At 43.4% G+C, this 12,938-nt stretch carries 14 protein-coding genes; 11 read left to right on the top strand and 3 right to left on the bottom strand.

Translation table 11 applies throughout. The features are described from left to right. Window positions 1–66: 66 nt before the first annotated feature. Entirely contained in the window at window positions 67–522 is a 456-nt protein-coding gene (locus tag ACSQ2E_RS21000; RefSeq protein ID WP_435993850.1) for a YueI family protein, read from the top strand. Here the strand turns inward: ACSQ2E_RS21000 and ACSQ2E_RS20995 are convergent. Together ACSQ2E_RS20995 and ACSQ2E_RS20990 are read right to left on the bottom strand one after the other, a co-directional pair. Continuing rightward, entirely contained in the window at window positions 519–1,583 is a 1,065-nt protein-coding gene (locus tag ACSQ2E_RS20995; protein ID WP_435993848.1) for an AbrB family transcriptional regulator, read from the bottom strand. The two genes, ACSQ2E_RS21000 and ACSQ2E_RS20995, sit on opposite strands and share 4 nt — an antisense overlap. A gap of 73 nt (window positions 1,584–1,656) precedes the next feature. Continuing rightward, window positions 1,657–2,013: a cupin domain-containing protein gene (locus ACSQ2E_RS20990; RefSeq protein ID WP_435993846.1), complete on the bottom strand. Its 357-nt coding sequence runs from the start codon at window positions 2,011–2,013 to the stop codon at window positions 1,657–1,659. Between the two features lie 540 nt (window positions 2,014–2,553). On the opposite strand from ACSQ2E_RS20990, the gene gatC reads away from it, so the two are divergent. From gatC to ACSQ2E_RS20970, 4 genes are all read left to right on the top strand, one after another. After that, complete coding sequence (gene gatC, locus ACSQ2E_RS20985) at window positions 2,554–2,844, top strand: Asp-tRNA(Asn)/Glu-tRNA(Gln) amidotransferase subunit GatC (RefSeq protein ID WP_034760864.1); 291 nt, start codon at window positions 2,554–2,556, stop codon at window positions 2,842–2,844. A gap of 12 nt (window positions 2,845–2,856) precedes the next feature. After that, on the top strand, window positions 2,857–4,317 hold the full coding sequence (gatA, locus tag ACSQ2E_RS20980; RefSeq protein WP_435993843.1) for an Asp-tRNA(Asn)/Glu-tRNA(Gln) amidotransferase subunit GatA: 1,461 nt from the start codon (window positions 2,857–2,859) through the stop codon (window positions 4,315–4,317). Window positions 4,318–4,329: 12 nt separating this feature from the next. Continuing rightward, on the top strand, window positions 4,330–5,760 hold the full coding sequence (gatB, locus tag ACSQ2E_RS20975; RefSeq protein ID WP_406685864.1) for an Asp-tRNA(Asn)/Glu-tRNA(Gln) amidotransferase subunit GatB: 1,431 nt from the start codon (window positions 4,330–4,332) through the stop codon (window positions 5,758–5,760). 1,020 nt (window positions 5,761–6,780) lie between these two features. Beyond that, a complete protein-coding gene (locus tag ACSQ2E_RS20970) occupies window positions 6,781–8,409 on the top strand; it encodes a M4 family metallopeptidase (protein ID WP_435994677.1) in 1,629 nt (542 codons plus the stop codon). Window positions 8,410–8,487: 78 nt separating this feature from the next. Here the strand turns inward: ACSQ2E_RS20970 and ACSQ2E_RS20965 are convergent, their stop codons facing one another. Continuing rightward, complete coding sequence (locus tag ACSQ2E_RS20965; protein WP_435993841.1) at window positions 8,488–8,643, bottom strand: hypothetical protein; 156 nt, start codon at window positions 8,641–8,643, stop codon at window positions 8,488–8,490. Between the two features lie 101 nt (window positions 8,644–8,744). Between ACSQ2E_RS20965 and ACSQ2E_RS20960 the strand changes: the two genes are divergently transcribed. The 6 genes from ACSQ2E_RS20960 (at window position 8,745) to ACSQ2E_RS20935 (ending at window position 12,786) form a co-directional block, all read left to right on the top strand. After that, complete coding sequence (locus ACSQ2E_RS20960; protein ID WP_435993839.1) at window positions 8,745–9,161, top strand: DUF4257 domain-containing protein; 417 nt, start codon at window positions 8,745–8,747, stop codon at window positions 9,159–9,161. Further along, on the top strand, window positions 9,139–9,303 hold the full coding sequence (locus ACSQ2E_RS20955; RefSeq protein WP_258263430.1) for a hypothetical protein: 165 nt from the start codon (window positions 9,139–9,141) through the stop codon (window positions 9,301–9,303). Before ACSQ2E_RS20960 ends, ACSQ2E_RS20955 begins: the two co-directional genes overlap by 23 nt. 420 nt (window positions 9,304–9,723) lie before the next feature. Continuing rightward, window positions 9,724–10,290 (top strand): thioredoxin family protein, encoded by a 567-nt coding sequence (locus tag ACSQ2E_RS20950; protein WP_435993836.1) that lies wholly within the window; start codon window positions 9,724–9,726, stop codon window positions 10,288–10,290. A 183-nt stretch (window positions 10,291–10,473) separates the two neighbouring features. Further along, entirely contained in the window at window positions 10,474–10,854 is a 381-nt protein-coding gene (locus tag ACSQ2E_RS20945; protein WP_435993834.1) for a helix-turn-helix domain-containing protein, read from the top strand. A 343-nt stretch (window positions 10,855–11,197) separates the two neighbouring features. After that, window positions 11,198–11,974 carry a class I SAM-dependent methyltransferase gene (locus tag ACSQ2E_RS20940; protein ID WP_435993832.1) on the top strand — a complete coding sequence of 259 codons (777 nt, stop codon included), beginning with the start codon at window positions 11,198–11,200 and terminating at the stop codon, window positions 11,972–11,974. Between the two features lie 14 nt (window positions 11,975–11,988). Continuing rightward, the gene (locus ACSQ2E_RS20935) at window positions 11,989–12,786 is read left to right on the top strand and encodes an arylamine N-acetyltransferase (protein WP_435993830.1); all 798 of its coding nucleotides are present in this window, start codon (window positions 11,989–11,991) and stop codon (window positions 12,784–12,786) included. The last annotated feature ends 152 nt before the right edge of the window (window positions 12,787–12,938 follow it).

Here is a 12,938-nt window from a genome sequence, read left to right as displayed (position 1 = left end):
AATGAACACATGTAAACATATAGTGTAGGAGAAACTGAAATAAGACGTTTTGGAGGTGCAATGTTTTTGAGTAAGCCAACAATGGATGATTATTTGGAAAATGGAATATATGGACAAAAACAAACCAAGCCTGATGAAAGAAGGAAGTTTCTGGGGACCCTGAGAGAGCGGATCGTCATTGCCCTTACCCAAAGTCAGGTGAGGGAAAAGGGAATATACAAGGAAGTTCAGGATCATTTGAAAAAGCATCCTGATGCAAAACTTTTACTGAATGGTAACATGAGCTACACCTTTTTATCTAAATACATCAAGCTTGCCGATTCGTATCACGTGTCGTTTTCCATGGTTACCAATAAGGAAATCGAAACGGATATCGGACTCGTTCTCGCTTATGATCATGCCATTGATCAGGAAGAGATATATGTGCAGAAAAAAAGTGAGAAAGCGGTTGAAGCAAAATCCAAGCCAAAGCAAAAACAAAAGAAAAGCCTATTCTCATCCATTAAAAATAAGCTTTTCTAATCGTGATTGCCTTTTTGAAAAATCGAGAGTTTAAAAAGCCCTTTCAAAATCGCTGGGATGATGAACAGAATAAATAAAATCCGGAATAAATGGTATCCGGTAATGATGGAAAGATCTGCGTTGACGGCTTGTCCGACCAGTGCCATCTCTGCCATACCCCCGGGAGCCATGCTAATGAACGCGGTCAAAAAAGACACATCATGCCAGCGGCTCAATAAAAAGCTTAGTCCCACACAACCTAAAAGCAGGCACAGGGAAGTAAATAACGACCATAAGATAAACTTGCCCATCGATTTGGATGACGAGAAATTCATCATGAAACTAAAATAAATACCCAGGGATAATTGAGCAAGGATAATGAACAGTCCGGGCATATGCGGGACCGGCAATTCAGCCACCATGAAGCCGCCGATCACCAGGATCGGGCCAAGTAAGGTCGGGGTAGGCAAGTGGATTCTTCTAGCCATGAAGCCTGCTGCAATGGCAATCATAAAAAAAAGGACAAACCCCAAGGGAAAAGAAGGAAGCTCAAAGGGGCGCCCCGCAGGACCGGGACCCGTCCCCCCTCCAGCTAATAGGGGACTGAACACCATGAACGGTACCACAAAGATGACCGATAACAGCCTGATGACCTGAAGGATCGTCACGACGGTTAAGTCAATATTCTTCATTTCCTCCCCGAGAGCCACCATTTGTGAAAGCCCACCAGGAATACTACCGGTAATCGTCGAAGACAAACCGATTCCCGTCATTTTGGACGTGATGTAAGCAAGGACCATACTGAAGGCAATGATCGCAACCGTCATCGTCAGCATGGAAGGAAGCTGAGTGAAGATTTCAATCATCGTTTTCTGACTGAACGACTGCCCGATGGCATAGCCGACAATGATCAATCCAAGATCCCTGAGATAAGATGGCCATGCCAGCTCAAATGTTGTCCATTTGTTAATGAGAAAGACAGAAACCATGGAACCTAGAAGCCAGGACAGAGGAAGATGCAGGAGCGTGAACAGCCCGCCGCCTATAACCCCTGCTATGAAGGCTGATAGAATTGGATGCATGTAGAAAACCCTCTCCATTTACGTACTCTATTTAAAGGTAATCAAATGAAGGAGAGGAAGCAAATGGAATGCTTTAGTTGGTAGGGAGGTATCGCTCGGGGGCGAGACTGCTTCCTTCGGCTACAATGGCAGTCATACCATCATCGGATCCGGATTCATGCATTTCACCTTCCTGCCAGAAGACCGCCATGCCCGGTTCCACTGTAATCTTTTCTCCTCCCTCGACCCTCACCCATCCACGTCCAGACGTGATCATCAGAAGCTGATCGCACATAGCGGGATGCATGCCCAGCACGCTGTTGGCTTCTAGATATAAGTAACCGATCTGAAACGGCTCAACAGGCCTTAACAAAGGATGGATAGTCACATTTTGGCTGTTGAATTGCTGAATGGATTTTCCGGTATTTTGTTTGAAACTGTGTATTTTCATGAAATCACCTCTTTTTATAGATTCGGTTTCGGGGACGGGTAGTCCTTTAATAGTGTAAATTTATTCCATCATATGGTAATTGACGCAATTAAAAGAAAAATGGCGCAATAAATAAAATAATGACGCAATTATTTGAAAAATGACGCAATCATCAGCCATAATGACGCAATCTATTCCCCATGCCCCCTATTGACATCCTTTTCCTCCATAAATTAGCAGAGACTTCGCTCAGAAAATCGCGAAGGAAGATCTCAATCATAGAATCCACGCCAAATCGTCCATGAATCACCATGAAGAACCACTCCCCAGCTAAAAAAGATAATCTATCCCTATCATTTATACAGGGGCGGACAGTCTAAACCAGTATCCCTCACAAAATCACACCCACCCCTCATTTCGTGATAGAATAGACGGAGGTATGGGCAAGAATCAGCCATGTCCTTAACAATGGTTATCTCTTATCATAGTTGCTTTAATGAAGCGAATTTTGGTATTATCAATAGTATTGTGAGTGTTCGAACATATACGGAGGTGAAGAAGATGTCTAGAATTTCTGAAGAGCAGGTAAAGCATGTAGCACACCTTGCACGACTAGCCATCACTGAAGATGAAGCGAAGAAGTTTACAACTCAGCTGGATGCGATTATCGGGTTTGCCGAGCAGCTGAATGAATTAGATACTTCAAATGTGGAAGCAACGAGTCATGTACTGGATATGAAGAACGTGATGCGTGAAGATAAGCCTGTTGAAGGACTGCCACGTGAAGAAGTATTGAAGAACGCACCAGACAAACAAGATGGACAAGTTCGCGTTCCATCGATCTTGGACTAAGGAGGGGACCTCATGTCATTATTTGACCATAAATTATCAGAGCTTCATGAACTTTTACATAAGAAAGAAGTATCTGTCACAGATCTTGTTGACGAGTCGTACAAACGAATCGATGCCGTGGAAGATAAAGTAAAGGCGTTTTTAACATTGGATGAAGAAAATGCCCGCAGTAAAGCGAAGGAAATGGATGCGAAGCTTGGTACGGATGAAAGTAAAGGCCTTCTTTTCGGAATGCCGATCGGAATTAAGGACAATATCGTTACAAAGGGTCTTCGTACAACCTGTGCAAGTAAAATTCTTGAAAACTTCAATCCGATTTATGATGCGACGGTCATCAATAAATTACATAGTGCCGATACGATCACGATCGGTAAATTGAATATGGATGAGTTTGCGATGGGTTCATCTACTGAGAACTCCGGTTTCCAAAAGACGAGCAACCCTTGGAATCTTGAAACGGTTCCAGGCGGATCTTCAGGTGGATCAGCAGCATCTGTTGCAGCTGGGGAAGTTCCTTTCTCACTTGGATCTGATACAGGTGGATCGATTCGTCAGCCGGCAGCATTCACGGGCACTGTCGGATTAAAGCCTACATACGGGCGCGTATCGCGTTTCGGTCTGGTAGCATTCGCATCTTCACTTGATCAAATCGGACCAATCACTCGTAATGTAGAAGACAACGCGTACCTGCTGCAGGCAATCGCCGGGCTTGATCCGAATGACTCCACTTCAGCGAATGTAGAGGTTCCGAATTATGCAGAGGCCCTTACAGGTGATGTAAAAGGCTTGAAAATTGCTGTTCCGAAAGAATATTTAGGTGAAGGTGTCGGGGAAGAAGCCCGCCAGGCCGTTCTTGCTTCACTGAAAGTGTTGGAAGGCATGGGTGCAACATGGGAAGAGGTTTCCCTTCCTCATTCTAAATTCGGTGTTTCAACGTATTACTTATTAGCATCTTCTGAAGCGTCTGCCAATCTTGCACGCTTCGATGGTGTTCGTTACGGATACCGTACGCCGAACGCAGAGAACCTTCTTGATCTTTACAAAAAAACACGTGCAGAAGGCTTCGGGGACGAAGTGAAGCGTCGTATCATGCTTGGAACGTTTGCATTGAGCTCTGGTTACTATGATGCTTATTACAAGAAAGCACAGCAGGCCCGTACGCTGATCAAGAAAGACTTTGAAGATGTATTTGCGAAATATGACGTCATCATCGGACCGACAACGCCGACTCCTGCATTTAAAATCGGAGAAAAGATCGATGATCCATTAACGATGTATGCCAATGATATTTTAACGATTCCAGTAAACCTTGCAGGCGTGCCGGGAATCTCGGTTCCTTGTGGATTCTCTTCAACGGGACTGCCGCTTGGACTGCAGGTCATCGGAAAGCATTTTGACGAAAGCACGATTTATCGCGTAGCTCATGCATTCGAGCAGGCTACAGACTTCCATACAAAAAGACCACAACTGTAAGGGGTGAAATCAATGAACTTTGAACCAGTAATCGGACTAGAAGTCCACGTAGAATTAAAAACGGACAGTAAGATGTTTTCTCCGGCACCGAACCATTTCGGAGCAGAGCCGAATACAAATACAAACGTGATCGACCTTGGATACCCTGGTGTTCTTCCGGTCGTTAACAAACGTGCCATTGAGTTCGGTATGAAAGCAGCGATCGCATTGAACTGTGAGATCGCCACGGATACAAAGTTTGACCGTAAAAACTATTTTTATCCTGATAATCCGAAAGCGTACCAAATTTCTCAATTTGATAAGCCGATCGGTGAGAATGGCTGGATCGAGATTGAAGTGAACGGTGAGAAGAAACGCATCGGGATCACTCGTCTGCACCTGGAAGAAGATGCAGGGAAACTGACGCACTCAGGCGACGGCTATTCCCTTGTCGACTATAACCGTCAAGGAACACCACTGATTGAGATCGTATCCGAGCCGGATATCCGTACTCCTGAAGAAGCGTATGCGTACCTTGAGAAGTTGAAATCCATCATTCAATACACAGGCGTTTCAGACTGTAAGATGGAAGAAGGATCCCTTCGTTGTGACGCCAACATTTCCCTGCGCCCAATCGGTCAGGAGAAGTTCGGAACGAAAGCCGAGCTTAAAAACCTGAACTCTTTTAACTTTGTTAAAAAAGGATTGGAATACGAAATCGTCCGTCAGGAAAAGGTTCTATTATCAGGTGGGATGATTCAGCAGGAAACGCTCCGTTTTGATGAATCGACGGGTAAAACGATTCTCATGCGTGTAAAGGAAGGCTCGGATGATTACCGTTACTTCCCTGAACCGGATTTACTACACCTGCATATCGACCAAGAGTGGATGGACCGCATCCGTGCAGAGATCCCTGAGCTTCCGGATGAGCGTAAAAAGCGCTACGTAGAGGAACTTGGCTTACCTGCGTACGATGCCATGGTTCTGACTTTGACGAAGGAAATGTCTGATTTCTTCCAGGATACCGTTGAAGCAGGTGCGGATGCGAAGCTTGCCTCTAACTGGCTGATGGGTGAAGTTTCGGCATACCTGAATGCACAGCAGAAGGAACTGGAGGATGTTAAGCTGACTCCTAAAGGACTCGCAGGCATGATTGAGTTGATCGAAAAAGGAACGATTTCTTCCAAGATTGCGAAGAAAGTGTTCAAGGAATTAGTAGAAAACGGTGGAGATCCTGAGCAAATCGTGAAAGACAAAGGTCTTGTTCAAATTTCTGACGAAGGTGCCTTACTCAAGATCGTGACGGAAACTCTGGATGCGAATCCACAATCCATCGAAGATTACAAGAACGGAAAAGACCGCGCCATCGGCTTCCTTGTCGGTCAAATCATGAAAGCGACAAAAGGTCAGGCCAATCCGCCGCTTGTAAACAAACTATTACTTCAAGAAATTCAAAAACGTTAATCATTACTTTTGATTGAATTGCCCCCTGAAACCAATTGGTTTTCTGGGGGCTTTTCTTTGTGCAAAAGGCTTGGACGTAACTATATCCATTTTATCTAAAGACGAATAATCAAAAATCAGTTAGGGTCACTTGTTTCACCGCTGTTGATTTCCGTGCAAGACTTCGCTTTCCTCGGGCGGAAGGCGAGCCTCCTCACAGCTTTCGCTGAGGCCACTGAAAAAGTCCAGCATTTTAGAGATGAAAAATGATGTTTAAAAAACGAGGCTCCAGATTCGCTTCTAAGCGACGATAGACTGGTAGGGAGACATATTTGACCCCCTAAAAAACAGCATTTTTATAAAGTGACTACTTTTTCAGTGGCTTCGCTTTCGCTCCTGCGGGGTCTCACCTATTCCGCTTTTCCCGTAGGAGTCTTCGTCTTGCACTCCAATCAACAGCTGGATCCTGCTATATACATTGGATATGCTTTAGCAATTATAATACGTCCATTTCACTAAGGTTGTTGTTATGAATAGAAAGACTATCGTTTTCGAATGTTAGATCATTTGGGGTGTGCCGGGGCAGAATGGACCATTCATACCAGGTGAAAAAGAGTATTTGTATGATTACCTGTAATCGGTCACTGCAACTAATAGAATAAGAGTTGGTGTATGCAATGGTGTAGCAATATCCACATTCCATCCCAAAGCATCAATTTAAGTAAATAACCAAATGATGAATCCGAACGATTTCGATTTTCAAAAAAAATTTCGAATGATCGTTCGGGTTTTCATTTAACAAAACACTTTTGTCCCAGCCTCTTTTGTTCAAGTTTTCCTGATTGAAGTGGTTTTTGCCCGTTTTGAATAGGTCATTTAACCCGATGTTGGAAAAGGTGAATTTTAGGTCTTTCGGCTCGTTCGTAATGTTGGAGGCTTGTATTATAGTATATCTAATGTTTTAAATAGTTAGAAAATTCTTATAAAGAGGTGTTGTAATTGAAGAAAAAAGTCGTTGCATTAGGATTAACAGCAGGATTAATGATGAGTCCGGTATTAGCACAAGAAGCATTTGGAGCTTCGAGTGTCAGTGAGAAAGTGAATTTCAATTCACAGATGGGGACTCCTCAATTTATTTCGGGTCAATTAACAAAGGCGTCTTCAAAGGCTCCGGAAACAGTGGTATTTGATTATTTAACAGCCAAACAAAAGACGTTTAAGTTTAAAGGTGATTCAACATTATCGTTCAAAGTAGTAGAAAAGCAGAAGGATGATCTGGGATTTACATATCTTCGCATCCAGCAAGTATATAAGGGAACTCCTGTTTATGGGGCTGTTCTGACTGCCCACGTAAATAAAGATGGAGTTCTCACAGCATTATCGGGAGCACCTGCAGCGAACCTGGATGAGAAACAAAACCTGAAACAAACGAAGAAGCTATCAAAAAAAGAAGCTGTTTCAACAGCTGAAAAGGATTTGATTAAGGCAGTAGGCAGTCAGCCTGATTATGAATATGCCCCAAAATCTGATTCAGTAATCTATGTGAAAGACGGGGAAGCTCATTATGCCTATCTCGTAAACTATAATTTCCTGTCACCGGAGCCTGGGAACTGGAATTATTTCGTGGATGCTGTCACAGGCGATATCCTTGCCAAGGTGAATGAAATCCATGAGGCAAATAACGGAGCAGGTAAACCCGGCGGCGGTGGCGGAGCTGTTGGAGGCACGGACACTGTCGGATCTGGTAAGGGCGTATTGGGAGATACGAAATCACTCAATACGTATCTTTCGTCTTCCACCTATTATTTACAGGATCGTACGAGAGGAAATGGCATTTTCACGTATGACGGTTCAAACCGCACACGTCTTCCCGGCTCCCTGTGGGCAGACAGCGACAATGTATTTAACGCAAGCTATGACGCAGCAGCGGTAGATGCCCATTATTATGCAGGAACCACGTACGATTATTATAAAAATACCCATAACCGAAATAGCTATGACGGAAATGGAGCAGCCTTGAAATCGACTGTCCATTACGGAAGAAACTATAATAACGCATTCTGGAATGGGCAGCAGATGGTATACGGTGATGGGGATGGATCGACGTTCGTATCATTATCCGGCGGACTTGACGTCATCGCCCATGAGCTGACGCATGCCGTGACGGATACAACAGCCGATCTTATCTATCAAAATGAATCAGGGGCCATCAATGAATCTATGTCGGATATTTTTGGAACATTGGTAGAGTACGACGCAAATAATAATCCGGATTGGGAGATCGGGGAAGACATTTATACACCTAATAAGGGTGGAGATGCGCTTCGATCCATGTCTGATCCGGCCAAATACGGTGATCCCGATCACTATTCAGTAAGATACACAGGGACACAGGATAATGGCGGGGTTCATATCAACAGCGGAATCGGGAATAAGGCGGCTTACCTGTTAAGTCAAGGTGGTACACACTATGGGGTGAAGGTAACGGGAATCGGAACGGACAAGACCGGGAAGATTTATTATCGTGCCCTGACTCAATACTTGACACCATCATCAAACTACAGCCAGCTGCGTTCGGCGGCGGTTCAGGCGGCAACGGATTTATATGGTTCTGGCAGTGCTGAAGTGGCAAGTGTGAATGCTGCGTATAATGCGGTAGGTGTCAACTAAAAAGGCGGACTCAGAGAGAAGGGCTGTAGTGGCTCTTCTTTTTTTTGAGTTTTTTACAAGGAGCACAGTAAGGAATCATCATATTCGTTTCCTTTTTGCCTTCTCCAGGATCTGTTTGGCTAAGCGGTAATAAGTATCTGCTTCTACTTTCGTTTCGGCTCTTTTTAGCTGCATCATATAGTTTTGAAATCGAAGTTTGTCGACTGACGAGACTTTCATCACAATTTTTCTCATAATGGCGCTCCTTTAGTGGACAAAATTGCGTCCAATTATCTATTCTGAATTTTCTGTAAATAATATATAATAATAGTAAATGATTCCAGAGGGTGGATAGAATGTCCTTATTCGAAGTGATCTTGTTGCCAATGTTGATGGGTGGTATTGGGGGCTTAGGACATATTCTGGTTTTCAAAAATGGTCATTTCACTTTTCCGCGAAAATTCATCGATGACCAGGGTGAAAAACATTATCTTTTTGGCTCAACGAAGGATATTATCATAGGGGTTCTGGCAGGGTATCTGTCCGTGTTACCGGTGGTGGACACCGTCCCGATGTGGTACGTCATCTATATCAGTTTATTATCGGGAATCGGGGGAAGTTCCGTCATCACACGAAAAATCGAACAAAATTTAGCAAGTACCAAAGCATCCTACATTCAAGAGCTATCTCATTATCAGCTCGAACCGACCTCTAAGGGAGGATCTCCAAACCATAATGAGGTGAAACCTGTTGGCGAAGTGGAAGAAAAATAGAATCAAGGTTGAACTGCCACCAGAAGACTATGAAAAAGCGAACCACTACCTTAAGCGGCTGAAGGAGGCAGATAGCCTAGTCGAGCTGAACTACTACTACAATAAAGTGGCAAAAATAATTGAAAAATCACAGAATGTCTAAGATGGTTCAATGGAAAGAGTCGTCCTATACCCATTTAATTTAACCAAAAAATGAGAGGATGAAACTGACAATTGAGTCAGCTTTTTTTTCTGTCAGGGAAAGAGGCAAGAAAGAGATACCTTTTTCCATACTTACCTATTTCCAACCCCCTCTGGAAAAATGGCTTTAGGAGTAGCTTAGCGCAGCTATTCCTTTTTTTATGGAAAAGTTTCGTCAGGGGCCAGTTCATTCGAACCTGTTCACGAAGTTGCTTTTCTTATATTATATTCCTACAGGCATAATCGTACAATTGAAATTTTGATTGAATTCTATATGACTTTCACTTGTAGATTACGACAAACATGCATATGCTAGAGAGAGAATTTCCAAGAAAAGAGCACAGTGATTCACTGCCTGAGAACCACTGGAGGAGGAAAATGAATGAACTTGGAACAATGGTTTGATAAAGGAATGACACCGGAAGAATACATAGAGAATATGAGTGCTCATAAAGAAAATACAGAAGCCATTCGAAAGGGCTTTAAGATTCCGCAAGAAGACGTAGATGTGTTGAATCAACTGGGAGAGCAATCTTTAAGGGTGATTGCCATAACGGAGGATTGGTGCGGTGACGCCATGCTGAACATCCCGATTCTTCTTACTGTTGCGGAGGCGGCCAATCTGGACGTTCGGATGATACTGAGGGACGAAAATCTTGAACTGATGGATCAATATCTAACCAATGGAACGTCGAGAGCCATTCCGATCTTCATTTTTATTGATAAGGAAGGTCAGGAGAAGCTTGTGTGGGGGCCGAGAGCTCCAATGATGAAAAAGATCGTCGATGATGAGCGGGCGAAGCTTCCCCCGAGGGATCATGAACTTTTCCCTGAAAAGCAGAAAGAGATGATCCAGCGCTTGACCTCTCAGTACATCAAGGATAGAGAGGTCTGGCAGGAAGTGTACGAAAGCTTGAAGACGAGCCTCGTTCAAAATATATTGATGTAAAACGTTAGAATATGGCAGGAGCCCCCGGAATACGTTTCGGAGGTCTTCTTTCAGGTGGTTCATGATGCTTCCTGGATGCTCAAAAGGAAATGGTCATAAGTACCCGTTGGGATGGTATTTATTGCCGGTTCACGAATGGGTGTATTCAAGTTAATATGATATAGGATGAGGAGCTGAAGCATCATGATTCACCAAAAGACAAATACAATTGTTATAGAAACGCTAAATAAATTTCCCCATAAAATTCACATTAAATTGGGAGAAATCCTGCGTGAACGAGGATTGACTCAAGGCGATCTTCATCGCTTAACAGGATTAAGAGTGGCTACGATCAATGAGTTAGTGAATTTCAAGAAGAAATCCTTAACAGTGGCTCACCTTGTATCCATTATGATCGCCCTCAGAATTACAGACATTCGTGATCTTATTGAAATAGAATTCGACCAGGAAGTCCAAGACTACTTCAACGAAGAAAACAAGCGGATGAAAAACGGATTCACCCCGGACCTCACGAAAACCGCCGAACAAAACGTAAAGCGGATCGCAGCAGGAGCCAACAACTAAAGAACACGTGCACAGCAAACGGTCATCTCAGATGACCGTTTTTTTTAGGGACGGACCTCCATTTCTTAATGAAATCCCCCTCTAAAATGATAGAAATATAATATCCTATTAGGTTTATCACCTGGCCAAATAGGCTAATTTCATAAAGTAACCGATCAATTAAAGGATTCCAAATTATGACGATATAAAGGGAAGCGAGGTCCGTCCCTCGGCAGGAGTTTCCCCTTGGCATACAGAATGTAGTATGTAGGAAGGCTCTTTGTGCAGGCGGCTGTGATGGAGTTGACATGAAATCGTAACGTTCAGCAGAGTGAAAATCAATTATGATAGGGGAAGAGAGTGAATGGAAGTGAATTTTAGTAATGTGACCTCCCGTTACGCTGCGTCTTGTGATGATATTCCGCATCAATTTTTTGATACGTTGAAGGTAAGAGGAATTGTGTGGGAAGGAAGGAAAGTGGCTGAAATTGGTTCAGGTACCGGAGCTTTGACAAGAAAGCTACATAAGCGTGGAGCCGAAGTGATCGGTGTCGAGCCTTCCATTGACCTGAGGAAAACAGCCAAGGCATTGGAAAGCAGGCAATACCTTGAGATCCCTTATCTGACCGGCACTGCAGAATCAACGAATCTGCCAGATCACTATTACGATATAACGATGAGCCATAGAAGCTGGCATTTATTCGATCGCCCGAAAGCGATACATGAAATGAAGCGGATTTTGAAGGAGAAAGGAACGTTTATTGTAAGCGATTCAAGCTTCCTTCCGACTCAGGAAGTAGTAAAGGATACGATGACGTTTTTACATGAATATATCGGTGAAACCCCGGAAGCAAAAGCTGATCAGGGCAATCAAGTGAATGGCATTCCCGTGGAGTGGTTGTTAGAATGGCAGCAAGCGGACTTTACGATCAAAGATTTTTATACATTTTACTATATGGTTGATTTCACCATACAGTCCTGGTGCGAGCGCGTAGGGTCCCTTTCCTGGCTCTCTCATTTAGAGGATACGGAGAAAGAAGGATTACTGCAATCATTACATACTTTCTTGTCCAGACGTCACGATTCTCTCCATGAGTTTACTCTTCAGCACCAGTTTACAGTCTGCCTGATGAAAAAGTAGAAAGAGTGATCGGTTTGGAAGCAGTAAAAAAATATGTGAACTATTTAAATATGGATATAGAGCCTCCTACGTTGAACTACTTACAGCGGCTGATCCAACAGCATTTGATACGGATTCCCTATGAGACATTCAGTAAATTTTATTATTTCTCCCAGGGTGGATCCTTTGTCCCTTCGTTAGAGACATTTGCAGAAAATCTCCATCTGAAAGGATGGGGAGGAACTTGCTTTACGCTGAATATTAATTTTGGAAGGCTGTTGAAAAAATTAGGTTTCCATTGTCAATTTGTCAGAGTGAACCCGGGTCACCTGGGACTGATGATCTCGATTGATAACCGTAAGTTGTATGTTGATGTGGGTTATGGTTCTCCCATTATGAAGCCGGTCGAGCTTGAGGCGAGACAGAAGCATCTTCTTCACGGCTTTGGGGAGGAGATCATCTTTACACAGAAGGACATCCGGGAGTTCGAAGTCGATCGCCGTTCAAACGGGAAGACGTTTGTAAAAAAGACCATCGAGTGGATACCGCTTGAAGAAGAAGATTTGGAGACGGATATTCAGGCATCCTATCTGGATTCCGATGACAACATCACCATGAGAAGGATCACGGCCGTCCGCTTCCAGGGCAGTCAGTGCTATTTTCTCCGTAACCGGACGTTGAAGGTCATGACCTACCGGAATATCCGTGAATATCAAATGAAGGATCTGGATAAATGGAAAGACATCATTGGCGAAGTCTATCATTTTGATATGAAGTCCCTGGAAGAATCCATCCGATTTTTGCAAAAACGGAACATACATCTATTCCCATAACCCTTCAGAATATCATGGTGATATTCTAAAGGGTTATTTTTTTTGATTCATTTCTAGTGAGTGCCTCCATTTATGTATTCTTTCTGACAATGATCAAACTAGCTCCCTTCGAGCATAAGAAATTTCATATTTCATTAGATTTTTCGAGTGAA

It is taken from the genome of Rossellomorea sp. LjRoot5 (assembly GCF_964253455.1).
Classification (GTDB): domain Bacteria; phylum Bacillota; class Bacilli; order Bacillales; family Bacillaceae_B; genus Rossellomorea.
Note: the sequence above shows the minus strand (reverse complement) of the source record. Positions and strands in the feature narration are given on the sequence as shown.